The 23,111-nt window shown below is 60.4% G+C and carries 19 protein-coding genes; 10 read left to right on the forward strand and 9 right to left on the reverse strand.

The genetic code is table 11. The features are described from left to right. The first annotated feature begins 4 nt into the window (after positions 1-4). Positions 5-976: a DNA polymerase III subunit delta gene (gene holA, locus CS919_RS09320; protein WP_099299259.1), complete on the forward strand. Its 972-nt coding sequence runs from the start codon at positions 5-7 to the stop codon at positions 974-976. Here the strand turns inward: holA and CS919_RS09325 are convergent. From CS919_RS09325 to CS919_RS10890, 3 genes are all read right to left on the reverse strand, one after another. Continuing rightward, positions 973-2,028: an ADP-ribosylglycohydrolase family protein gene (locus CS919_RS09325; RefSeq protein ID WP_099299202.1), complete on the reverse strand. Its 1,056-nt coding sequence runs from the start codon at positions 2,026-2,028 to the stop codon at positions 973-975. The two genes, holA and CS919_RS09325, sit on opposite strands and share 4 nt — an antisense overlap. A gap of 179 nt (positions 2,029-2,207) precedes the next feature. Next, the gene (gene rpsT, locus CS919_RS09330; RefSeq protein WP_099299260.1) at positions 2,208-2,471 is read right to left on the reverse strand and encodes a 30S ribosomal protein S20; all 264 of its coding nucleotides are present in this window, start codon (positions 2,469-2,471) and stop codon (positions 2,208-2,210) included. A gap of 223 nt (positions 2,472-2,694) precedes the next feature. Next, entirely contained in the window at positions 2,695-3,273 is a 579-nt protein-coding gene (locus CS919_RS10890) for a type II toxin-antitoxin system PemK/MazF family toxin (RefSeq protein ID WP_228073198.1), read from the reverse strand. Positions 3,274-3,394: 121 nt separating this feature from the next. Here CS919_RS10890 and lepA point away from each other — a divergent pair, with 121 nt between their 5' ends. Beyond that, complete coding sequence (gene lepA / locus CS919_RS09340) at positions 3,395-5,245, forward strand: translation elongation factor 4 (RefSeq protein ID WP_099299203.1); 1,851 nt, start codon at positions 3,395-3,397, stop codon at positions 5,243-5,245. 92 nt (positions 5,246-5,337) lie between these two features. After that, positions 5,338-5,931 carry a hypothetical protein gene (locus CS919_RS09345; RefSeq protein WP_099299204.1) on the forward strand — a complete coding sequence of 198 codons (594 nt, stop codon included), beginning with the start codon at positions 5,338-5,340 and terminating at the stop codon, positions 5,929-5,931. 51 nt (positions 5,932-5,982) lie between these two features. Here CS919_RS09345 and CS919_RS09350 read toward each other — a convergent pair whose 3' ends face one another. From CS919_RS09350 to CS919_RS09360, 3 genes are all read right to left on the reverse strand, one after another. Next, the gene (locus CS919_RS09350; RefSeq protein WP_228073197.1) at positions 5,983-6,900 is read right to left on the reverse strand and encodes an NADP-dependent oxidoreductase; all 918 of its coding nucleotides are present in this window, start codon (positions 6,898-6,900) and stop codon (positions 5,983-5,985) included. A 54-nt stretch (positions 6,901-6,954) separates the two neighbouring features. Further along, complete coding sequence (locus tag CS919_RS09355; RefSeq protein ID WP_099299206.1) at positions 6,955-7,740, reverse strand: DUF2786 domain-containing protein; 786 nt, start codon at positions 7,738-7,740, stop codon at positions 6,955-6,957. Between the two features lie 156 nt (positions 7,741-7,896). Next, positions 7,897-8,940 (reverse strand): bile acid:sodium symporter family protein, encoded by a 1,044-nt coding sequence (locus CS919_RS09360; protein WP_099299207.1) that lies wholly within the window; start codon positions 8,938-8,940, stop codon positions 7,897-7,899. A 198-nt stretch (positions 8,941-9,138) separates the two neighbouring features. Here CS919_RS09360 and CS919_RS09365 point away from each other — a divergent pair, with 198 nt between their 5' ends. From CS919_RS09365 to CS919_RS09380, 4 genes are all read left to right on the forward strand, one after another. Then, positions 9,139-9,741, forward strand: coding sequence for a metallophosphoesterase (locus CS919_RS09365; protein WP_099299208.1), 603 nt, complete (start codon positions 9,139-9,141; stop codon positions 9,739-9,741). 79 nt (positions 9,742-9,820) lie between these two features. Continuing rightward, complete coding sequence (locus CS919_RS09370) at positions 9,821-10,753, forward strand: serine hydrolase (protein ID WP_099299209.1); 933 nt, start codon at positions 9,821-9,823, stop codon at positions 10,751-10,753. 2 nt (positions 10,754-10,755) lie between these two features. Then, complete coding sequence (locus CS919_RS09375) at positions 10,756-11,538, forward strand: hypothetical protein (protein ID WP_099299210.1); 783 nt, start codon at positions 10,756-10,758, stop codon at positions 11,536-11,538. Next, a complete protein-coding gene (locus tag CS919_RS09380; protein WP_099299211.1) occupies positions 11,538-13,280 on the forward strand; it encodes a thiamine pyrophosphate-binding protein in 1,743 nt (580 codons plus the stop codon). The genes CS919_RS09375 and CS919_RS09380 overlap by 1 nt, the downstream gene beginning before the upstream one ends. Before the next feature lie 73 nt (positions 13,281-13,353). Here the strand turns inward: CS919_RS09380 and CS919_RS09385 are convergent, their stop codons facing one another. Beyond that, the gene (locus CS919_RS09385; protein WP_099299212.1) at positions 13,354-15,861 is read right to left on the reverse strand and encodes a DEAD/DEAH box helicase; all 2,508 of its coding nucleotides are present in this window, start codon (positions 15,859-15,861) and stop codon (positions 13,354-13,356) included. A gap of 477 nt (positions 15,862-16,338) precedes the next feature. Here CS919_RS09385 and CS919_RS09390 point away from each other — a divergent pair, with 477 nt between their 5' ends. The 3 genes from CS919_RS09390 (at position 16,339) to CS919_RS09400 (ending at position 19,524) form a co-directional block, all read left to right on the forward strand. Continuing rightward, the gene (locus CS919_RS09390) at positions 16,339-18,210 is read left to right on the forward strand and encodes a BCCT family transporter (protein WP_099299213.1); all 1,872 of its coding nucleotides are present in this window, start codon (positions 16,339-16,341) and stop codon (positions 18,208-18,210) included. Between the two features lie 124 nt (positions 18,211-18,334). Beyond that, a complete protein-coding gene (locus CS919_RS09395; RefSeq protein WP_099299214.1) occupies positions 18,335-19,192 on the forward strand; it encodes a 3-hydroxybutyryl-CoA dehydrogenase in 858 nt (285 codons plus the stop codon). Positions 19,193-19,317: 125 nt separating this feature from the next. Next, on the forward strand, positions 19,318-19,524 hold the full coding sequence (locus CS919_RS09400) for a CsbD family protein (protein ID WP_099299215.1): 207 nt from the start codon (positions 19,318-19,320) through the stop codon (positions 19,522-19,524). Positions 19,525-19,639: 115 nt separating this feature from the next. Here CS919_RS09400 and CS919_RS09405 read toward each other — a convergent pair whose 3' ends face one another. Both CS919_RS09405 and CS919_RS09410 read right to left on the reverse strand, forming a co-directional pair. Further along, the gene (locus tag CS919_RS09405) at positions 19,640-21,007 is read right to left on the reverse strand and encodes an aspartate aminotransferase family protein (RefSeq protein WP_370737761.1); all 1,368 of its coding nucleotides are present in this window, start codon (positions 21,005-21,007) and stop codon (positions 19,640-19,642) included. Positions 21,008-21,118: 111 nt separating this feature from the next. Next, positions 21,119-23,077 (reverse strand): ABC transporter ATP-binding protein, encoded by a 1,959-nt coding sequence (locus CS919_RS09410; RefSeq protein WP_099299217.1) that lies wholly within the window; start codon positions 23,075-23,077, stop codon positions 21,119-21,121. Positions 23,078-23,111: the final 34 nt, after the last annotated feature.

The following is a 23,111-nucleotide window of genomic DNA, read 5'->3' on the forward strand; positions in this document are numbered from 1 at the left end:
ACGCATGAGTTCCACCGCCGCGCCGGCCCCCGTCAACCTCATCGTGGGCGCCGATGAATTCCTCGCAGAACGTCGCCGTCAGGTCATCGTCGAGGCCACCCGCAAGCACGCGGGAAATGACGATCTGCCAGTGGAAATCCGCAAGGCATCGGAACTGTCCGCGCCGGAGATCATCGAGCTGCTCAGCCCCTCGCTTTTCGCGGAGGATCGCATCATTGTGGTCTGGGGAATCGAGGACGTGGCCAAGGAAATCGTGGATGCGTTGGAAGCCTCCATCAAGGATCCCGCGCCGGGCGTGGTGCTGATCCTGCTGCACACCGGCAAAGGCCGGAACAAGAAGCTGGTGCAGTCCTGGCCGAAGTTGGGTGCGGTGGTGACCTCTGCCGAAGAGCTGCGGGGACGCGAACTGGCATCCTTTGTGGACCAAGAGTTCCAGGATCGGAGAGTGCGCGTCACGCCCGAGGTATCCAACCTGCTGGTCGAAGCCGTGGGCACCAACCTCCGCGAGCTATCCAGCGCGGTCAGCCAGCTAGTCGCCGATACTCATGGTGAAGTGACCGTGAAGGCCGTGAAGAAGTACTACTCGGGCAAGGCCGAAGTCAGTGGTTTCGAGGTCGCAGACCTGGCGGTTAACGGTCGGGTGGCGGATGCCATGGCCGCGGTTCGCCGCGCCCTTCAGCTGGGGGTGTCCCCGGTGTTGCTGGCCAGCGCCCTGTCCGGAATGGTCGCAGACATCGCCAAGGTGGCAGAGAATCGTCGTATTGATTCCCGACGCCAAGCCGCCGAATTCGGCATGCCCCCTTGGAAACTGGATAAGACCATCAAGCTGGCCCGCCGCTGGTCCCCTGGGGCAGTAGCCCGCGCCGTGCAAGTCACCGCTGACCTGGACGCAGGCGTGAAAGGCCAGGCCGCGAACAATGACTTCGCCATCGAGTTAGCCGTCCGCACGATCGCGGAGCTGGCCCGCTCGAATTAGCGAGCGTCTGCCGCAGGACGAGTCTTCTTGAAGCCCTTCCAGCGGCCGGTGTGAATTGCCTCGTTGTAGCGATCCTCGAACACGTAGCTGCAGTCCTGCTCCCACAGGTCAGCGGATTTCAAATGCGCACCGATCATGGCGCCGGTGACGGCCGCGCGGGTGTTGCGGTTGCCCGGCCAGCTGACGGCCACGTGCAGGAAATCGTGCGGCGCGTACTGATCCTTGTGGTCTAGGTACAGCTGCGCTAGCAGAAGCGCGGACGCGGTACAGGAGGCCGCGTCGTAGCTCTTGCCGAAGATCTTCGCGAACTTATTGCGGTGGGCATAGAGCTCCTCGAAGTTACCGTCCTTCAGGTGAGGCGTGAGGAATTTACGCACCTCGCGCAGGCGCGCGTAGATTTCCGTGAGCGGAACCGCTGGACCCTGCAACTTCCGAATAGCCGCGGAGTTGATGGACTTCAGAATCTCCGACTTTTCCTGATCGCTGAGCAGCACATCGTGGTCGAAGTGGGAATCGCCCGCCAAGCCCTCGGCGATGTCGAACAGGTTGCTTCCTCGTGGTGCCAGCATGACCGTCGCCATGGTGGCAGCAGCGGCGCGGGCGAGATCAGAATCGTGGGTGATGATCGCCTGCAACACGGACCAACCCACACCTTGATCGGAAGGCGCCAACAGGGCACTGGCGGAGGCACGCATGATGGCCGCGGCACCGTTGGAATGTGAAGAGCAGGCTTCCCAGTGGTTGGTGCCCAAATCTTCTAGTCGGTCCAGAGATTCCGTGGTGGCGGTGCCGGAGGAGCGCTCGTAATCCGGATCTTGGTAGTAATCCAAGAACTTCTCGCCGATGACAGCCATGCCTTTGTCTCGATCCAGATCGTCCTGATCGATCCTGCGCATCGCGGAGGACAAAGCCAGAGTCATCAGTGTGTCATCGCTGACAACCAACTTTTCTGGGAGGGGAGTGCACTGTGGATCGTCCTCGTTCTCGTAGGGGTAGCCCCACGCATCGCCGAGGGCTGTACCCAAAAGAGCTGACCGGAAACGGTCGTTCATCGTGAGACTTCTCCTTGAAATCCTTGAAACATGTCAGATCACAATGGCGGTTAGTGACTCACCAGCGTACCCCTAAGCACTATAAAGGCATAAAGCCAGATGGGTGCGCATAAGAAAAAGTCTCCACGTGAAAAAATTCCACATGGAGACTTGTTTCAAGCAAGCCGAACGAGCTGCTATTAAGACAGCTTGTTCAGACGCTGAGCCATACTGGACTTCTTGTTCGCCGCGTTGTTGCGGTGAATGGTGCCCTTGGTCACTGCTTTGTCGAACAGGCGGGAAGCGGTGCGAAGCTGAGCTTCAGCGCCTTCCTTGTCGCCGGCGTCAACGAGGGAGTTGAACTTGTTGGCTTCAGTGCGCAGACGGGCACGGATGGCCTGGTTGCGCTGGCGAGCGATCTCGTTAGTGAGAACGCGCTTCTTTTGCTGCTTGATGTTTGCCATGAGTGGCATACCTCTTTCTATAAATCAGTGTGTGCGTCACTAGTGGCTCACCAGGAGTGTGTGCCCGTGTGTTCTCTGACAAACCGCCCAAGGTCCTGCGGTGTGCGACACGAGCCCCCAAAAGATGAGCCCACATATGAACGAGTTACTAACTTACCAGCACAATTGCCCGAATAGCTAATTGCTTGCGTCGGGAAAAAGAGGGCCGGGAACAAACAGCGGGCTAGGTCCAGCCGAACTCGGAACGCAAACGGGCGGCGATGCGATCAAAACGACGCTCCGGCATGGACACACCGCGACGCTGGATCTCGGATTCGGGGATCTCCAACACCTTGTCCAAACACACGGAAGACTCGCGGCTTTCTCGATCCCACGGACCCGCACCGATGCGCATCCAGTTGTGCTTGTGCATGTGCGCGGGATCAGAGCTGATGAGCAAACCAAACAGCGTGTGCTTGTGACGGCCGACAATCAAGATGGACCGCAGCTGCAGGTCGCCGCCCTTTTGAGTGCGGATGTAGGTCCAAATGACCTCGCCGGGGTCCGCCTGGCCATCCATGTCCGGGGCGTACATCACCGCGCGCGCAAGTTGTTGGGTGGGGACCTTGACGGTCTCGTCCTTGGTGGCCGAATAGATCTGGGCGCCCGACGTCAGGCCCAAGTACTCGTTGAGCAGTTCGAGGCCGTCTTCCAGGTTGTTCTTTGTGGTGAAATTCTTGCGCAGAAAACGGCGCACAGCGCTCCCAGAAGGCTTGTCTGATTGGCCCTTCTGGGAAGTGTGGGAGGCGGGGCGCGCAGTCATGGGCTTGATCATAACGCGAGTGACACTCGCTAGAGGTGCCCTTGACGGGAATGTCTGGGTTTGGGCTGGTCTCTAGTAAGGTTCAGGGGCAGTTACCGATATTTTTTAAGGGGTTCCACGTATGGCAGGCAAGAAGCAGAATTACGCCGCGGAGACGTTCACTGATCCGAGCCGAATTCGCAACTTCTGCATCATTGCCCACATCGATCACGGCAAGTCCACATTGGCGGACCGTATTTTGCAGCTCTCCGGTGTCATTGAGGATCGCGATATGCGCGACCAGTACTTGGACAACATGGATATCGAGCGCGAGCGCGGCATCACCATCAAGGCGCAGAACGTGCGCTTGCCGTGGACGCCACGCACTGGCATGCACGAGGGCGAGCAGCTGGTCATGCACCTGATTGATACGCCCGGTCACGTGGACTTCACCTATGAGGTCTCCCGCGCCTTGGAGGCGTGTGAGGGTGCGATTCTTCTTGTCGACGCCGCTCAGGGCATCGAAGCACAGACCCTGGCCAACCTGTATCTGGCCATGGAAAATGAGCTGGAGATCATCCCGGTTCTGAACAAGATCGACTTGCCTTCTGCCGATCCGGAGAAGTACGCCTCCGAGATCGCGCACATCATTGGCTGTGAGCCGGAAGATGTACTGCGGGTATCCGGTAAGACGGGCGAGGGTGTCCCGGAACTGCTGGACCGCGTGTGCGAGCTGGTGCCAGCTCCAGTGGGCGATGCGGACGCCCCTGCGCGTGCGCTGATCTTCGACTCTGTCTATGACACCTACCGCGGTGTGGTGACCTATGTGCGCATGATGGATGGTGCCCTAGAGCCACGGCAGAAGATCCAAATGATGAGCACGGGCGCCAACCACGAAACCTTGGAGATCGGAGTGGTGTCCCCACAGCCGCTGAAGTCCAAGGGTCTAGGCGTGGGCGAAGTGGGCTACATCATCACGGGCGTGAAGGACGTGCGTCAGTCCAAGGTGGGTGACACGATCACGTGGGCTGCCAACGGCGCTGACGTTCCGCTGAAGGGCTATGCCGAGCCGAACCCGATGGTCTATTCGGGACTGTTCCCGATTTCTGCAGATCAGTACCCCGACCTGCGCGAGGCGATTGAGAAGTTACAGCTCAACGATGCGTCTTTGACCTTCGAGCCCGAGACCTCCGTGGCCCTGGGCTTCGGCTTCCGCTGTGGCTTCTTGGGCCTGTTGCACATGGAGATCACCCGCACGCGCCTGGAGCGCGAGTTCGACTTGGATCTGATCTCTACTGCACCGAGCGTGGTCTACCGCGTGGTTTCGGAAGACGGATCCGAACTGATCGTGCGCAACCCTTCCGACTGGCCGGGCGGCAAGATCCGCGAGGTTTACGAGCCGATGGTCAAGATGACCGTGATTGTGCCTTCCGAGTTCTTGGGTCCAACCATGGAGCTGTGTCAGTCCAAGCGTGGACAAATGGGCGGCATGGATTACTTGTCCGAGGATCGCGTGGAGCTGCGCTACACGATGCCGCTGGGTGAGATCATCTTCGACTTCTTCGATCAGTTGAAGTCTCGCACCAAGGGGTACGCGTCTTTGAACTACGAGGAGAGCGGCGATCAGCTTTCTGACCTGGTCAAGGTGGATATCCTGCTGCAGGGCGAGCCAGTGGATGCGTTCTCGGCGATCGTGCACCGCGACAACGCGCAGTGGTACGGCAACAAGATGACTGTCAAGCTTAAGGAACTGATCCCGCGTCAGCAGTTCGAGGTGCCTGTGCAGGCGGCCATTGGTTCCAAGATCATTGCCCGCGAGAACATTCGCGCACTGCGCAAGGACGTACTGGCCAAGTGCTACGGCGGCGATATCAGCCGTAAGCGCAAGCTGCTGGAAAAGCAGAAGGAGGGCAAGAAGCGCATGAAGAATATCGGCAGTGTTTCTGTGCCTCAAGAAGCGTTTGTGGCTGCGCTGTCCACGGATTCCGATTAATCTGCTTGTGATGTCTTAAGATTTTTCACGCGGGCTGAGTGGTATTGCGGGTTAAAGGCCAAAGAAAGCACAGGAAGCAAGGTGCAGCGCGCATGAATTCTCCGTATGGATCGCCCTATGGCGAAACGTCGCCCACTAATAACCAGGCGTTGAATGCGTGGTTGCAGGGACTGTCCGCACCGCCTCAGTTGCAGGTCAGGGATCAACAAGGGCTGCACACGCAGTTGGCAAACCAGGACGCTCAGCACAGACTAGAGAAGTACCGGCCCACGAAGCCGAAGAAGATTGCGGCGTGGATCGGCGCTGGAATCGGCGGATTGATGCTGTTCGGAGCGGTGATTCCGTCCAGTAGCATGCCATACCTACAGAACTTGCTTTATGGGCTGTCCATGGCCGTGATGTTCGGTGTGCCCGGTAGTTATTGGTTGTGGCGCAACCACGAGGATCAGAAGCTCGTGCGCAACTGGACCCAGGCTAACGTTGCCTACCGCAGGGATTTGGGACGGATGAGTCCGCAGGACGCTCAACTATTTTCGGAGCCTGATCAGGTTCCGGTGCTGCCGAAACGGCGCTGGCTATCGATCTGGGCTGCGGTGATCGTGGCGCTAGTCGTGTTCAGCGTGGTGAGTCCGGACACGACAGATTCAATTGCTCCGCAAACTTCCGTTCCGGGCACACAGTACTAACCACTTCACGGGTGCCATGGCGCCTTGCCAGGGCTCGATCCAGGTCGTTACCTAGACCGGCTGGCCGGGTAGCGTGACCACAGTTTTGCCCTGGGCATGGCCGGTTTCCACGTCTGCCACGGCTTGCGCAGCATCGTCCATGGAGTAGGTTCGGCGCAGGTGGGCGTTGATCTTTCCTTCGGCCATGAGGTCCGCGAGTTCTTCGAACACTGCCGTGTTTCGACGCCGAGTTATCCCCGAACCACCGAGCTGTTCTGCCAGCTTCTGGTCGGCCGCACTGCGAATTTGGCCCTGTGGCACCAGCGTTGCAGCACGCCGGAGTGTCTCCCCACCAGCAGCGTCGACCACCGCGTGGAACTGTTCAGCGGCGCTGTCTAGCTGTTCGGTCCAATCGTTAGCATCGTAAGGAACGAAGGTGGCCCCAAGTTCTTCAACGAAGCCCTTCTTTGCGCTGCTGGCAATGCCCACTACGCGAAATCCCAATACGCGCGCCAGCTGCACGGAGGCCGAGCCCACCCCACCGCCTGCGCCGTTGACCAGCACGGTATCTTCCTCAGCGAGGTCGAGTTCGTGCAGAGCATCCCACGCGGTGCCGAAGGCGACCGGAATGCAGGCTGCATGTCCTGCTGCGAGTCCGCGGGGCACCACTGCGGATTGTTCCATGTTCAACAGGACAAACTGCTGCATCGCTCCGGTGCCTGCCGATGTGCTGCCGAAGACGAGCTGACCGGCATGGAAAGGGGAGTCCATTGGGGCTTCGCGGACAATCCCCGCGGCTTCGCGGCCGATCGCCATCGGAAATTCCACGTCTACTTTGCCGCGCCGATCACCGTTGCGCACTTTGATGTCTGCAGGGTTGACGCTGGCTGCGCGCATTTCGATGAGGATGTCCTTGTTACCCGGCCGAGGCCGAGGGACATCAAAGAACTGCATAACCTCGGGGCCACCGTATTCAGAAAATCCAAACATGCGCATGCTGACCTAGTGTAGGGAAAACCCTCATCACGCAGGCGGCCAGAACAGCTAGCCCGCGTTGCCTCGGGGAAGCACGCCCACAGTGCGCCCCACACGGGTTTGCCCCAAGTCCATGGCTTGGCCTTCTTTGGCACCGTGGTGAAAACTCTGTGCATCGAACGTCCTGTGCCCGGATCTGCTCCTGCGCAGAAAAGGGAAGTGCTCGCGCGCGAGATCTTCGGCCAGTTCTCGATCCTTCTGCAGTACCAATGCGCCACTCATGCCACCGCTGCGTCCAGAAGAACTGTCGGCGTGTGAGCCATCAGAGCTGGCGGCCTGGCCGTAGTCCTCAGTGTGATCGGCTTCGATGATCCGCAGACGTGCAGAAATTTCCGAGATGAATCCCGTCATCCAGCTGCGCTTGCGCGTGGTCACTGAGACATTTGGATCCGGCCACATGTCCGTCATCGTGGTGGCTCCCGCAATCATCGCGGTGCTCAAGAATCCATAGAGCATGATCGCCCGTTCGACGTGGTGTGGGCGCCCAAAAATCACCGCTTTGGACACCTTGGAGCTGCGTGGCACCTTAAACATCACCACTTGAGAGTGCAGCACCGTTCCCAAGGCATTGAGCAGCATGAACTGCATGTCCGTATACGTGCCCACGAGGTCAATATCTCGCCGCTCAGCCGTTGCTTTCTCCCCGGCGTTGAGCTGGGATTTTTCCACCCCGTATTGCGCCATCAGCTCGAAGGCCTTATCGCGGAACACATCCCCCTCGGCTGTGCCCTCGCGATCTGCGGCCATGCGCAGAAGCTTTTCCACTTTGAGCGTGATTGTCTCTAGTGTCGCCATCGCCGTCCCCTCCCTACAAGTTTGTTTGTTCGACGTCACGCCCGTACTTGTGCGCGCTTGGTCACGATAACAAACGGGTCGGACAGTCCCGCTGGATCAGCGGGCATGCCGGTTCGGTTATCCACACTCACTTTGACTGTGGATAACGAGGACCACCTAGGTCACAACCGTGGAGGGATCCTCGTGCGACTGTGGGGAGGTGGCGGCAACGCCCTTCTTGGCGTCGATCCTGCGCATCAGGAATGCGAACAACGCACCTGAAATGTTGTGCCACACCGCAGCCACCGCACCGGGGATGGCTGCCTCAGCGGACCAGTACTTGCCGGACATACCGGAAGCCAGGCCGGCGGACTGGGTGGCGACCTCGATGGATGTAGTGCGCGCGACCGGCACGCTGAAGCCGAAGACCTTAGCGGCGCCGTAGCCGAACGCGTAGCCCAAGAGGTTGTGGATGATCACGGCCGCGATGATGATCAGGCCGATGGACAGCAACGTTTCGGAAGATTTGGCGACGGCAGGGAACACCACTCCGCCGATGGCCAAGATGGACAGCCACGGGAGGATCGGCAGGATAAGGGAGACGAAGCGGTCGAAGATGACACGGATGACTAGGCCGCCGATCACCGGCAACAGCACGGTTTGGACGAGTGACCAGGCCATGGAGGTTCCGTTGACGGGAGTCTCCTCGCCGGCGAGCAGCAGCATGATGATGGGCGTGACCAGGGGAGAAAGCAGGGTGGAGACGCTGGTCATGGTCACGGAGAGGGCGACGTCGCCACGGGCGAGATAAGCCACGACGTTGGAGGTAGTGCCACCGGGGACGGATCCGAGCATCAACAGGCCGATAGCCAGCATCGGGTTGAGACCCAGCAACTTGGCCACCAACACGGCGCCGAGAGGCATGATCACGAACTGGGCGATGACACCCACCAGGATGGGGAGTGGACGGCGGATCACCAGGGCGAAGTCTGGGAGGGTCAAGGTGAGGCCCATGCACAACATGATGATGGCGATCATCACGGAGATGTGTTGCGCCAAGGGGAGGAAGGGGCTCGGCATGAATAGGGCGAGGATGGCGCCTAGGAGAATGAAGGCGGGGAACGCGAAGACGGCGATGCGGGCGGAGCGCTCTTCTCGTGCGGAGGCCGAAGGTGGCTGTGGAGCAGAGGATCCGGGAGAGCTATTTGCGTGAAACGTCATGTAAATCACCTTATGGGATAGGGATCCTAAAGAATGAAATTTGGGGGAATGGAGCGGAGGACAAGGGGAGAAGAAAAGGGGGAGTGGAAGTTTTCACTAGGCTGGGGCGAAGAGCTTTAGAAGTAGCTGCTCGACATAGCGCGTTCGAGGCGCCAGCGGCAGCGGTCCGATTGCGGGAAAAGAGCGAAGGAGAGGGACATGCCAACCACCTGGTTCACCAGCGACCTGCACTTGGGGCACCCTTTCGTCGCTGAACTGCGAGGTTTTGATGACGTAGAAGAGCACGACCGCGTGATCTTGAACAACCTCCGCGATAGTGTGCGGCCGGGCGACACTCTGTGGGTACTCGGGGATATTTCGAGTGGCTGGAGGCCGCAGGAAGAACGTGCGCTTGAGCTGCTGGATGATCTGCTCACTCCTTTGCGCCAGGCGAGCGAACCTCTGCACGTGCACTTGATCAGTGGCAACCATGACTCGTGCCACTCGTTGCACGAGATGGCCTATGAACGCCAAGCGCGATTTCTTGAAGTATTTGATTCGGTGCAAGATCAGCAGATCATGCGCTGGCAGGAACAAAACGTGTGGTTGAGCCACTTTCCTCGGCCTGGCTTTGAACATGAAGGCATGGCCTCCCGTTTCGACGAGCTGCGCCTGACTGTTCCGTACTTGGTGCATGGTCACCTGCATTCCTCCACACCAGTAACTGCGCCAGGGCAGGTGGACGTGGGAGTGGAAGCCTGGGGGCTGAGCCCCGTCAGCCAGCACATAGTGGAACAAACTTTGTTCGAGAGCGCCCGATAAAGTTCCTAGAACCTGTCCGTTGGTTTAAGATTCCTTGGGAATAATCGAAATAAACTTTCATGAACCAAGGAACACTGACGTGCACAAGAGCAGCTCAGCCTTTTCCATTCGGCGCGTGACGCGCTGGGTGACCAGCGTAGCGATCGCAATGGCGGTCACGGTCGGAGTTGCTGACCCGGCAGCAGGAGCACAAAACGCTCTTCCACAGTTGCCTGCTTTGCCCGCGCTTCCTGGTTTCGATCCCGCTCAGGCTTTGCCACCAGCGCCAGCTGTGCCGAGCTCATCTGATGTGCTGGGCAACGTGCCCGTTCCACAACTGCCTGCCGTTCCCGGGATCACCGATAACCCAGCTTTCCCGGATCCTTTGGGTTCCATCGATAACGGCCAGGCCGCCCCGCAGGGCGACGTGATGCTGACCAACGTGCCTGCTCGCACCTCGATGGCGGTGATCATGCCAGGCCGCGTGTTACAAACCCCGAACGCAAACGAGGCTCGTCCAGGGTTGTCTATCGTCAAGCTGTACTTGGCAGATTATGCCCTGCGCAAGGGTGACGGCTCGGACCGCGATACGTACTTGGCAAAACGCATGATCCGTTTCTCTGACGATAATGCAGCAAAGATTATCGACCGCAAGTACCCGCAGGCTATCAACTCCGTGGCCAGGGAATTTGGCCTGGGTAACACGTGGCGGGGCTCCCACTGGGGACTGTCCTACACCTCCGCCATGGATACCGCTCGATACCTAAACAAGGTGCGCCTGTCACGCCCTAATTCCCTGATTCTGAACTGGATGCGCCAGGCTTCGCCGGTAGCTGCCGATGGCACCCAGCAGAACTGGGGAACGTCGACGCTCCGCGGTGTCACCGGCACCAAGTGGGGCTGGTCGGATTACGGTGAGCCGACGGTCGCCTCGGCGTCGATCTCACCAACCTACACCGCCGCAGCGTTCACGTTCGGTGGACCGGGCACGCAGAACGTGGATGTTCGCAGCGCAAACGCGTACATTCACTAGACATGACGGATAAGCACACGGGCGGAAACCCCGACGAATGGGAGACTCGCCACTCGGAGTTCGACAACCCCGACGATCAGCCCACCCAGATGTTTGATCGTGTCCAGCCGCCCGCCGATTCTCCGCGTGACGGCCACCGCGATGATGCGCGCGAGCAGCCTGCCGATCCGAACGGACCCAAGCCACCGGAGTATCACCGCGCTGAGGAATTCCAGCGACCAGATCCGGGCTACCGTGGCGCGCCGGGCGGCTATCCACCGCAGGGAGGCTACCCACCGCAGGGCCGCAATGGATATCCAGCGGGCGCGCACAACCCAGGTGGCTACGCGCCGGCCGGAAACAACTACCCGCCAGCTGGTGGTCCCTACCGCAACGATGGCCCCGGTTACGCCCCTCAGCCGAATCCCCGCGCTCGCGACTACCAGCCCGCCGAGCAGCGACGCTCGGGCAACAGCGGGCGCATTGCCGCTTGGGTTCTGGGCATCGGCATCTTGTTGTTAGCGCTGTTTATGGCTGGATACATCCTGCTCAGTGGAGATGATTCCTCATCCGAGGATCGCTCGTCCACCACGCGCAGCACTGCTGAAAACACCACGACCACCACGGAAAGCACGCAGGCGCCGACCACCGAGAGCACCCCGGAAACCAGCAGCAACCCGTTGCCATCGTTGCCGGAAGTCCCAACCTTGCCCACCTTTGAGGCTCCCACCATCCAGCCACCGAACCCGGAAGAGCTGCCGAGCTTGCCGGAATTGAACCTGCCAACTGAACTATTGGAACAGTAATGAGGAATTCTTTGCGGCAGACTCCGCGCACGGTTTCCCACGCGATCGCTCTGGAGATTCAGCGTCGTGGCGCGCGAACCTACGGCGTGGTGGGCAACGGAAACATCTACTTGGCCAGCGAACTGCAGCGCCTGGAGTCCCCGTATACGGGCATGCGCCATGAGGCGGGAGCTATCGCCGCCGCGGATGCGCACTATCGCGCCACCGGCGATATTGCCGTGGCCACAACCACGTACGGGCCGGGTTTCACCAACGCGCTCACGCCGCTCTCCGAGGCTTTGGCCGCGCGCATTCCGTTGGTTTATGTAGCTGGTGTGGAGCCGTTTGTCGACGACACCCTGCTCCCCCGAGCTATGGACGTGGATTCCCTAGGGATCCTCAATGCGCTGAAAGTCCGGACCATCATCGCCGGACCGACCTCGGCAGAAGCTGCCGTTTATACGGCCTTCGAGTTTGCCCGCGATGCGCGGCAGCCAGTGGTGGTAGCCGTGCCACACAACCTGGTGGACGCTCAGCTGGAGCGCGAGGCGATTGAGGACGGCGTGGCCCACGAACTACCCGTGACGACATCGCTGACGGACACCGCCGGGGCGGACGACGCGCAACGCGCAGCGGAGTCCATTATTGAGCAGCTGCAGAATGCTGAACGGCCGTTGTTGCTGGTAGGGCGTGGAGTAGTGGAGTCCGCAACTGCCGTGGAAACCAAGCTGCTGGGCGATCGCCTGGGCGCGCTGTTCGCGACCACCGCGATGGCCCGCGGGGCTGTGGACTCCGAGTGGAGCTTGGGGATCTGTGGCGGTTTCGCTCAGCGCGGACGGCTGGAGACCTTCCGCGCGGCTGATGTGGTGCTGGTGCTGGGCGCCAGCATGAACTTGCTGCAGATGCGCAAGGGCACGATTTTTAACTCTGAAGCCAAGATTTTGCGCGTGGACTGGGACCCTACTCCAAAAACCAGCGCGCTTCGCGCACCGTTCATCCAGGTCGATCAGCTGCACCGTGTTCCTTTGGAACAGCTGCTGCCGGTGATACTGCAGGAACTGGGAGACGCGGATTCGGCAGGGGTGACGCGGGATAAAAAGACCTGGCGCGAGACCATTGGCCAGATCCCGGATGCCGAGGACGAGGCTCTGGACCCGGGTTGCTTCGCCGAGCGCGGCGAGGACGGAAAGCTGGATCCCCGGCACGTTTTGCGTCGGCTAGATACATTGTTGCCGCAGGAAAGAAGCGTGGTCACAGACGGTGGCCACTTCCTGGGATGGGTGGGCAAGTACCTGAGCTGCCCCGATCCGCAGGCTACCGTGTTGGTGGGTGGGGCGATCATGACCATCGGATTGGGACTGTCTTCGGCCACGGGCGTGGCCACGGCGCGTCCGGATCGCTTCACCGCCCTGATCAGCGGCGATGGGGGCACGCAGATGGCGATGGCCGATCTGGGGCCGTTCCTCAACGCTGCCTCTCAGGGTGCAGGCGGTGCGCTGTTCGTGATGAACGACGCAGCCTACGGCGCGGAAGTACACCAGTATGTGCCGAAGGGCCTGGAGGAGCAGCCGATGCTGCTGGACGAGGTCAATTTCGCGGAGATTGGGCGAGCGTTTGGTGTGCCCGGCCTGCGCGTGAGCGTGCCGGAGCAGCTAGCCGATGGGGGAGAGCTGGCACAGTTCCTGGCGGATCACCGTGGCAGCGCATGCATCGTGGACCTGGTGATTAGCCGCGTACCGGTGGCGGACTTCCTGAAGGAATAACAGCTGGTGGTGCTGGCCGGAGGCGCTGTTTGGGGGGCGACGAAGGCCAGCGGCACAGTGTGGCGATTTCGGCCTAGAGGCGGGGTGTTTCACCGATGCGCTCGCGCTCAGCGGCGATGACCTGATCGATCAGCTTGGCCTCGGAGACATCCACGGCCTCCGGGGTGGAATCCGCCGTGACGGAATCTCGGGCGAAACGATCGAACAACGCGCGCTTGCTGTCCAGCATCTCCATTAGTCGCTCCTCCACCGAGTGTGGGGTGAGCAGGCGGTGGACCTCCACCGTGTTGACCTGGCCCATGCGGTGCGCACGAGCAATAGCCTGGGCCTCCGTGGCGGGGTTGAGCTGCGGCTCGAATAGCACGATGCGGTTGGCGGCCTGAATATTCAAACCCTCGCTGGCCGCGGTGATCTGGCATACCAGCACGGCTCCGGCCTCGGCCGCGGTGAATTCGTCCACGGCTTTTTGCCGGTCCTCGTGGCTGACCCCGCCTGCGATCGGGCCATAGGCACGATCGCCCAAGGTGGATGTCAGGCTCTCCAGCACACTGCGGAAATAGGTGAAAATGATGGTTTTGCCAGCCTCCGCGCCGTCGTCCAGCAGCTCGGTGACGCGCTCCATCTTGGCGGATTCCTTGCTAGAGAACGCCTGCCGCATGTCCATGAAGTGTCCGCGTCGCACCGCGTCCTCGTAGCGCTCCACGTCGCCGGGCTTGGGTTCCACCCACTCTTCGACTTCCGTCAGCGGAGGCAGCTCGTTCAGCACGTCCACCTGGTTGCGTCGCAGGTAAACCCCTGCGATGGCGTTCTGGAACCCGCTGGCCGTCCCGCGAACCTCCTCCAACTTCTTGGGCATTTCCGCGTCCAAATAACCTAGCAGCACCTCGAATTCGGACACGCGGTTTTCCAGCGGCGTGCCCGTGAGGTACACCGCCAGTTCGGCCTGCTGGGTCAGCGAGTGCACACCTTGGGACTGCTGGGAATCCGGATTCTTCGCACGGTGAGCCTCGTCCACCACCAGGACATCGATGCTGGTACGGAGACTTTCTGCCAGCATCTTTCCCTTACGAGTCTCCGGATAACCCGCGATCGCCACACCGCCAGAATGCTGCCACGCCTCAAATTCCACGTCCTTGTCCGCTCCGTGCAGCATGTGCGTGGGCAGATCCGTGAATTTCGCAATTTCGCGCTGCCAGTTGATGCGCAGGGACGGCGGGCACACCACTAGAGCGTGCTTCTTGCCCTCGTCCGCCAGGTGCGCGAACACAGCGAGCGCCTGCATCGTCTTGCCTAGGCCCATCTCGTCGCCGATCAGCACCTTCTGCTGCGCCAGGATGAACTTGGAGCCGAAGGACTGGTACCCACGCAGCGACGCATGCAGCGTGCCCCGCAGCGTAATATCCGCGATCCGCTCCGCGATCTCCTTGGGCACCTCAGAACCGGAGCCCGAGTCTCCGTACGCGTGGAATTCCGCCGCCCGCACCGCGTAGAGATTCCACGCCTCGTCACTGCCGATAGGACGGTGCGGACGCTCAAACGTCCCACCCTCGATGAGGTCATTGACACCCGCGACCGCCACCATCGTCCCGTCCGGAACCGGCGTGAGATTCAGCGGGTCCACCGGTAGATCTCGCAGGTCATCGCGGTATGTCAGCAGGTTCGCCAGCGCCGTGACGTACTCCGTGCACGGCACCTTGTCCTGATAGTTGATCACCGGCACTTGCGAATTAATCACGTCCGCGGAGTAGCTCCGCGCCGCCGCGATTGCCTGGTTCGCGGTCTTCTCGCCCACTCCATCGATCTTCATGAGTTCCGACGCCTGGCTCGCCGCAATCTGCGGGATCGTCATATGCGCCAGTTGATTCAGCCTCACGCGACCATCGGTGATCTGATCCAGCACAGATACATCAGTCCGGTTGAGTTCCGCCTGTGCCTGGGCGGTATTGAGCTCCCGGGCTGCCCTCTGCACGGTGGCTTCCAAAGCGTGCTCAGTGGCACGGGCCGCTTGTATGGACCCTAAGGCTTGGACGTGGCGATTGACGAGGTTGGCGTCGACCCAACTCACGGGCCACCCGGTGAGACGCACCAGGTCGGCCTCGATCTGACCACGGAGAGATTCCGGATGGAGGTTGATGAACTCGTTGCGATCCGTGGAGCCCAGGGCGGCGTCGATGCCGGAGAGGATGGAATGGATGGCCGGGACGTTGACGGATTCCATCCACGCGACGACCTGCTCGCCTTCGATGGGGCGGGAGGAGAAGATGCGGCGCAGGCCGCGGTAGGCGCTGGTTTTGCGTGCTTCGTTGGCTTGCGCTTCGAACTGGTTGAGGACGGGTAGCTGGATCCCCGCGAGGTCCTGGCGGAGCTGGCCGAAGTTCACATTGCGGAATTGTGCCAGGTAGGCGGCGGTTTCCGCGGTGGGTGGGAAGGCAAAGACGCGGGCATCGTCATCGCTGCCGATCGTCGGGGCGGTGCCGCCGGAGCTGATGGTGTCTAGACGCCACTGGGTGGCGTCGCGGTGCTGGATCGCGCTGCGGACGTCGCGGATGAGTTGCTCAAGATACTGTGCGTCTGTGCTCACGAACGGTAATGGTACTGGCCGGGCGGATTGCAGTGGTCTTTCTGGAAGGGTTCCGAGGGATCATTTTGGAAACGGTCGCGCGGGGCGAGCGCCTAGACACCTCACGAACATCAACAAAAACACTTAACCCCCAGGTCCATGCGGATCCCGGGGGCTTCAGTGCTGACGTTTCAAGAGGAGAAAAATGACCGTTCGTGAATTGCTTCCTTTCTGTTGACCAGTGATGACTACGTTAAGGCGAGAATCTTGAAAGAAGCTGTGACCGCTCTGACAGGTCATTAGAGGTTCACTTGTGGTTGTTCCTATATGCGGGTTAAGAAATCCTCAAAAAAGATGTGTGCAAACAGGCAAAGATGTCTCGGGGCGTAGGTAACGTGGCCTGAGTACAGGGAAATGAACTTTCCACCACTACAAGACACCGCAGGCTCAGCCAGCACTGCGACCTGCAGGAACTTCTAGAAAGGATGTTGGTTTGCCATGGGCTCGAACTCGCCCGGCACCACGCCAAGTAAGTCCACGCCACACGCTGCGGATGCAGCGAAGGCTGGCGCCGAAAATAAAGAAGAGAAAAAGAACGGCAAGGTAGACCCGACCATCTTCGGGTTGGCCGCAGGATTCATCGTCCTGTTCGTGGCCGCCACCATCATCTTCCCGGACCAAGCGGCCAGCGGCTTGGGCAACGTCTCGGACTGGTTGCTCACGAACCTGAACTGGCTGTACGTCGGTGGTGTCTCCATCGCATTCCTGTTCTTGGTCTTCCTGTTCGTCAGTGGATACGGCCGCATGCGCTTGGGCCAGGATGGCGAACGCCCAGAGCACTCCACGCCGTCCTGGTTCGCCATGCTCTTCGCCGGCGGGCTGGGCTCCGTGCTCATGTTCTGGGGCGTGGCCGAGCCGCTCAACCACATGACCAACGTGCCGATGCAGGACGCGGAACCGGGCTCGCTCCCCGCCATCCGCGAGGCCATCGGCTTCACCATGTTCCACTTCGGCCTGCACATGTGGGTGATCTTTGCTCTGCCCGGCCTGGGCATGGGTTACTTCATCTACAAGCGCAACCTGCCGCCACGCCTGTCCTCGATCTTCTCGCCGATTCTGGGCGGAGCGATTTACAAGTGGCCAGGCAAGGTCATCGATGCGCTGTCCATCGTGGGCACCGTGTTCGGTATCGCCGTGTCCGTGGGCCTGGGCGTGCTGCAGATCAACTCCGGCATGGCGAAGGTCTTCGGAGCGCCGACCGTGGCGTGGATGCAGATCGCGATCATCGTGGTGATCGTGGGCGTGTCCTGCCTGTCCGCGGCCGCTGGTTTGGAAAAGGGCATTAAGTTGCTCTCCAATATCAACGTGTTGATGGCGGCAGCTTTGATGCTGTTCGTGCTGGCTGTGGGACCGACCCTGTTCTTGCTGCGCGGCACGCTGGATTCCGTGTCCATCTACGCGGAGTGGCTGCCAAAGCTGATGTTCTGGTCAGACTCCATGGAGGTCAACCCGGGTTGGCAGGGCATGTGGACGGTCTTCTACTTCGCGTGGACCATCTGCTGGTCGCCATTCATGGGCATGTTCGCCGCCCGTATCTCCCGCGGACGCACGGTCCGTGAGTTCGTCGGTGGTGTGCTGGTAGCGCCCACCTTGTTCACCATCATTTGGTTTGCCATCTTTGGCTTTGCTGGCGTGCACATCGAGCGCGAGGATCCAGGTTCGCTGACCAACCCGGTTGTCCACGAAGGTGACACAGCATTCGCCTTGTTCGGCTTCCTGGATTACTTCCCTCTGAGCACGTTTACCTCCATCGTTGCGCTGATTGTGGTGGCCATCTTCTTCGTCACCTCCATTGACTCCGCCGCGCTGATTAATGACATGTTCGCCGCTGGCGAGGAGGACAAGACCCCCACGTACTACCGCGTGGGCTGGGCCATCGCCATCGGTGCGGTGGCAGGAGCGATCCTGGTCATGTCTCCAGACGCCGGCATTACGGCGTTGCAGGAGACCGTGATCATCATTGGGTTCCCGTTCTTCTTGGTCTTCTTCGTGATGATGTATTCGCTGGTCCGCGGTATGTCGGACGACATGCAGTACCGTCCCGAGCCAAACACCCGCGAGTGGGGTAAGGCGGATTCTGCGGAGAAGCTGGAGATGTATGAGTCCAAGCCAGCCCCTGGTTATGACGAAGAGGGCAACGAACTGCCTCGCTTCGAATATGACGAAGAGGGCAACCTGATCATCCCCGGCAACGTACGCGTTGAAGGTGACCTCGGTGTGGTGGGTCAAGTTACGGACGATACGGAGGGATTAACCGATAGTTCTGTCGGCGGTGAGTCTCAGGAGAGCTCTACGGAGGAAAAGTCTTAGCCGTTCAGAGAGTGCGCGAGCCTTAAGGAAAACTCACATAAGTGAGGGGAGTCTCCCCATCTTCCTTAACTCGCAACTAGGCTAGATATGGATAAATCACATCCCCAACAAATAAGGAGTGACAATGGTTCAGCGCGTAGGTGTTATCGGTGCAGGTCTGATGGGTTCCGGAATCGCAGAGGTTGCAGCCAAAGCTGGCAGTGACGTTCTGGTCTGGGACGCCAAGCAGGAGTTTGCCGACGCAGGCAAGGGTCGCATCGAGAAGTCCCTCAGCAAGGCTGTTGAGCGTGGCAAGCTCAGCGAAGAGGATCGCGACGCAGCGCTTGGTCGCCTGACCTTCACCACTGAGCTGAAGGACTTCGCTGACCGCGAGATCGTTATCGAAGCGATCATCGAGAACGAAGAGGTCAAGAAGGACGTCTTCTCTCAGCTGGATGAGATCGTGGAAGATCCGAAGGCAGCATTGTGCTCCAACACGTCTTCGCTGCCTATCCAGACGATTGCGTCGGCAACGAAGAAACCTGGCCGCGTGATCGGCCTGCACTTCTTCAACCCCGTCCCTGTCCTGCCACTGGTCGAGGTCATCCCCGCGCTGACCACCGATGAAGAGGTCATCGCGCGCGCAGAGGGCTACGCGACCGAGACCCTGGGCAAGACGGCCGTGCGCGCTAAGGACCGTTCCGGCTTCATCGTGAACTTCCTGCTGGTGCCTTACATGCTCTCCGCAGTACGCATGGTGGAGCAGGGCGTGGCTACTCCAGAAGACATCGATACCGGCATGAAGCTGGGTGCTTCCCACCCAATGGGTCCATTGACCCTGGCGGACATGGTTGGCCTAGATACCTGCGCCTTCATCGCTGACGTGATGTACAAGGAGTATGGCGATCCCTCCTACGCATGCCCCCCACTGCTGCGCCGCATGGTGACTGCAGGCCACACTGGACGTAAGTCCGGCAAGGGCTTCTACGACTACTCCAAGTAGGACGGTGCCAGTAACCTGTCACTTTCCTGGCAGTTTGCAGGCTACATAGCTTCGGTTTGCTTTTTCGCTACGATCGAAAGAGCAAGCCCCCTCGCAGGGGTCACAAAGGCAAAAGGAGAAGCTTTATGTCTACTGATGAACTGAAGAACAAGGCTGAAGGTCTGGGCGGCAAGGCTAAGGAAGCTGCTGGCTCCGCATCGGGCAACGAGCAGCTGGAGAACGAAGGCCGCGCTGACCAGACCGTAGCTGGTGCCAAGGAGAAGGCTAACGAAGCCAAGAACAAGATCGCCGATGGCGTGAACAAGGTTCTGGGCGACGCAGGCGAGAAGTAAGAACTTCTACTCCTTGTAGAATTCGCGCACTGAGCACACAATAGGAGGGCCGAGGTGGAAACCTCGACCCTCCTTTCTTTGTGCCTAAATGCGGCTATTGAACCGCAAGTATTGACTACAGAGCGGCGTCTGCCTTGTCGATGGCGCTATCCAGCACATCGAGGAAGAACTGCAGCTCAGCAGCGGAAGAGGTCAGCGGAGGAGCGATGTGCACGCGGTGGCCGGAGACCATTGGCCACACACCTGCTTCCTTCGCTGCCGCGCCAAGCGCGCTCATAGCCTCAGCGCCCAGCGGGGTCTTGGCCTCTTGGTCGCCCACAAATTCGAGCGCCCAGAAGAAGCCGGTGCCGCGCACGTTGCCCACGGACGGGTGCTTGTCTGTGAGCTGGCGCAGGCGTGGCTCCAAAATGCTGGAGGACAGCTCACGCACGGTGGAGTAGATGTTCTCTAGGTCGTAGACCTTCAGCGCGGCCACGCCAGGGGCGCACGCCAGTGGGTGACCGGAGTAGGTCAATCCGCCTGGGTAAGGGGTCTCGTCGAACGTGGACTTGATGGCCTCAGTCATGACCACGCCACCCAGCGGAGCGATACCAGCGTTGACGCCCTTGGCGAACGTGATCAGGTCAGGCTGGATGTCCTCGCCGCCGTTTTCGTAGGCGAACATCCGGCCCGCGCGGCCGAAGCCAACCATGACTTCGTCGGCGATCCACAGGATGCCCTTGCGGTCGCAGATCTCGCGGATGCCCTTCAGGTAGCCCTCGGGTGGGGCGATGACTCCGGAGGAGCCAACCATGGATTCCACCATTACCGCGGCTACGTCGGACTCGAAGTCAATCGTGTCCTCGAGGTGCTGCAGCGCGCGCTCGCACTCTTCGGCCTCGGTGGTGGCGTGGAAGGCGGAGCGGTAGAGGAATGGTCCCCAGAAGTGCTTGATATCGCCGTCGGTGGTGGGGTTGCCGTGGCGGCGAGCCTCACCGGTGGCCATAATCGCGGAGCCGGTGGCGCCGTGGTAGCTGCGGTAGGCAGTCAGAATCTTCGCCTTGCCGGTGTGCTTGCGGGCCATGCGGATGGCGTGCTCCACGGCATCCGCGCCACCGTTGGTGAAGAACACGTGGGAGAAATCACCCTGTGCCTTGCGGACGATTTCCTCGGCTAGTTCGCCACGCACGTCGCTGGCGAACGCAGGGTTGAGGTTTGTGACGCGGCCCAGCTGGTTGTTGATGGCCTCGACCAGCTTGGGGTGGTTGTGCCCCAGGTTGGCGGAGACGAGCTGAGAGCCGGCGTCGAAGTAACCCTTGCCGGAGTAGTCATAAAACCACGAGCCCTGGGCCTTGGCCACGGGCAGTGGGTTGATCTTGGCTTGCGCGGACCAGCTGTGGAAGACGTGGCCGCGGTCGTTCTCACGAGTCAGCTTTTCTGCAGCCTTGGCTTCGTCAGAGCCGACGGCGATCGTCTTTCCCTGTCGATCCTCGAATTCGGTGATGGTCAATGGGAATGATTCAGTCATAGGTTCTAATTGTAGTCCTACCTGCGGGATCTTCGCCGTTGAGCCTGGTTCTGCCAGCCTGCAGGCACCTTTACGGTGCCAAGTCACCTAATTGGTGGTGGATGTGGTCTGCGAGGTTGCGCCTCGCTCGTCTTCCTTGAGTTCGACGCCAAGCTCGTCTTCATCCTCATCATCCTCAGCCCCATCGTGGAAGCCGAACCGCTTGAGCCGCTCGCGATCCGCGGCGGAGCTGGAGGCAGTCAAGCGCAGAAGCTCGGAGTAGATACCGCCAGAGACTGCCAGTTCCGCGGGCGTGCCTACTTCTTCCACGCGTCCCTGATCCAGGGTGACGATGATGTCCACATTCGCGATCGTGGACAGCCGGTGGGCGATGACCAGCGTGGTGCGCCCCACCATGAGCTTTTCCAGACCGGCCTGGACTACACGCTCGGCCTTGGTGTCTAGGGCGGAGGTTGCCTCGTCCAGCACCAGAACGGGGGCGTCCTTGAGCATTGCTCGAGCCACCGCGATGCGTTGCTTCTGTCCACCGGATAGGCGCAGGCCTCGCTCGCCGATGAGGGTGTCATAGCCTTGGGCGAAGTTGGAGATGAAATCGTGCGCATAGGCCTTCTTGGCCACTGCCTCGATTTCCTCCTGGGTGGCATCCGGACGGGCGTAGGCAATGTTTTCCCGGACTGTGCCGGAGAACAGTGCGGGCTCCTGGAAGACCACGCCCACGGAGCTGCGCAGCTCCGAGGCGGTGGTGTCTGAGAGCTCCTGGCCGCACACGCGCAGCGCGCCGCTGGTGGGGGAGTAGAGCCCCAGCAGGAGGTTGACCAGCGTGGACTTACCGCCGCCGGACTCACCGACTAGAGCGATCTTTTGTCCCTTGGAGGCGGAGAAGGACACGTTGTGGATCACGGGCTCGCCCTCTATGTATTCGAAGGTGACGTCGTCGAACTCAATGACCGGCCCGGTTGCCGGCGCCTGCATACGAGGACGCACGGACGCGTTGACGTCTGCCTCGGAGATGCTCATCGCACCACTCGGACGGGAGGCATCTACCAGCACCGGGTTGGCGGACTTTTCCTCGAGCTCGTCCATGGCCTTGAAGTAATCGATGGAACCGGCAGCCGCGCGCTGGGCGGTGTCCACCAACCAGCTCATCATTTGTGCTGGCTGGCGGGCCATCACCACGAACTGCAGCAGCAGAACCATGTCGCCCAGGCTGAAGTGCCCGGTCAGCGTGCGCCAGAACAAGGTGAAGTAGATGGCGCAGAAGATCAGGTTCATGATGCCCAGGCGGATGATGTCCATCATGTGCCAGTACCGCGACTGCCCGCGGGTCAGGTTCACTACGTTGCTGAAGTGCTTCTGGAACAGGCTGAGCTCTCGCAGCTCGGTGACGAAGGACTTCACCACCTTCACCTGGCCCACTACCTCGGCGAAGCGGCCCTGGGCGAGGTCGATGTTGGAGTTCTTTTCCTTCTCCCACACCATCCACTTCTTGGAGGTCAGCGTGGTGAAGTAGAGGTACATCGGGAAGATGATGGCCAGCAGCAGAGCCAGCGGCCAGTAGTAGGCGGCGGTTATGCCCAGAATCATCACCACTGTCAGCAACATGGAGAAGAAGTTGTTGGCAAAAGAGTTGACGAAGTCCGTCAGACCTAAAATGGAGCGGTCCAGGCGGGAGATGATGGTGCCCGTGACCTGGTTGTCGTAGTAGCTCTGTGGCAAGGACAGCAGCTTGGCGTAGTAGCGATCAGACAGGATCTGGCGCATGCGAGTAGACAGCACATCGCCGAACCAGCCACCCACGTTGCGCACAACCGTGCTGGTCAGCTCCACTGCCAGCAGAGCCAGAGCGATCCACATGATGCTCTTCATGGCGGCTTCGGCAGGGGAATCGTTGCGCAACGTTTCCACGATCACATCGGTGGCTCGCCCCACCAGGAATGGCGTGGCCAGCGCCAGCAGAGCCGTGACCACGGAGCTGATCATCACCAGCACATAGAAGGGCCACAGCTCACGGGTAAAACGAAGAATTCTGGAAAAGGCCTTGAACATACGGGCAAGCATAACTGCCACCCAGACAAGAGTT

The sequence above is a fragment of the Corynebacterium dentalis genome (assembly GCF_900232865.1).
Lineage (GTDB): Bacteria > Actinomycetota > Actinomycetes > Mycobacteriales > Mycobacteriaceae > Corynebacterium > Corynebacterium dentalis.

What these genes read in the sequence shown, in the direction of transcription:
- holA (WP_099299259.1), top strand. Translation starts at nt 5, where the DNA reads ATGAGTTCCACCGCCGCGCCGGCCCCCGTCAACCTCATCGTGGGCGCC.
- CS919_RS09325 (WP_099299202.1), bottom strand. Translation starts at nt 2,028, where the DNA reads ATGAACGACCGTTTCCGGTCAGCTCTTTTGGGTACAGCCCTCGGCGAT.
- rpsT (WP_099299260.1), bottom strand. Translation starts at nt 2,471, where the DNA reads ATGGCAAACATCAAGCAGCAAAAGAAGCGCGTTCTCACTAACGAGATC.
- CS919_RS10890 (WP_228073198.1), bottom strand. Translation starts at nt 3,273, where the DNA reads ATGACTGCGCGCCCCGCCTCCCACACTTCCCAGAAGGGCCAATCAGAC.
- lepA (WP_099299203.1), top strand. Translation starts at nt 3,395, where the DNA reads ATGGCAGGCAAGAAGCAGAATTACGCCGCGGAGACGTTCACTGATCCG.
- CS919_RS09345 (WP_099299204.1), top strand. Translation starts at nt 5,338, where the DNA reads ATGAATTCTCCGTATGGATCGCCCTATGGCGAAACGTCGCCCACTAAT.
- CS919_RS09350 (WP_228073197.1), bottom strand. Translation starts at nt 6,900, where the DNA reads ATGTTTGGATTTTCTGAATACGGTGGCCCCGAGGTTATGCAGTTCTTT.
- CS919_RS09355 (WP_099299206.1), bottom strand. Translation starts at nt 7,740, where the DNA reads ATGGCGACACTAGAGACAATCACGCTCAAAGTGGAAAAGCTTCTGCGC.
- CS919_RS09360 (WP_099299207.1), bottom strand. Translation starts at nt 8,940, where the DNA reads ATGACGTTTCACGCAAATAGCTCTCCCGGATCCTCTGCTCCACAGCCA.
- CS919_RS09365 (WP_099299208.1), top strand. Translation starts at nt 9,139, where the DNA reads ATGCCAACCACCTGGTTCACCAGCGACCTGCACTTGGGGCACCCTTTC.
- CS919_RS09375 (WP_099299210.1), top strand. Translation starts at nt 10,756, where the DNA reads ATGACGGATAAGCACACGGGCGGAAACCCCGACGAATGGGAGACTCGC.
- CS919_RS09380 (WP_099299211.1), top strand. Translation starts at nt 11,538, where the DNA reads ATGAGGAATTCTTTGCGGCAGACTCCGCGCACGGTTTCCCACGCGATC.
- CS919_RS09390 (WP_099299213.1), top strand. Translation starts at nt 16,339, where the DNA reads ATGGGCTCGAACTCGCCCGGCACCACGCCAAGTAAGTCCACGCCACAC.
- CS919_RS09395 (WP_099299214.1), top strand. Translation starts at nt 18,335, where the DNA reads ATGGTTCAGCGCGTAGGTGTTATCGGTGCAGGTCTGATGGGTTCCGGA.
- CS919_RS09400 (WP_099299215.1), top strand. Translation starts at nt 19,318, where the DNA reads ATGTCTACTGATGAACTGAAGAACAAGGCTGAAGGTCTGGGCGGCAAG.
- CS919_RS09410 (WP_099299217.1), bottom strand. Translation starts at nt 23,077, where the DNA reads ATGTTCAAGGCCTTTTCCAGAATTCTTCGTTTTACCCGTGAGCTGTGG.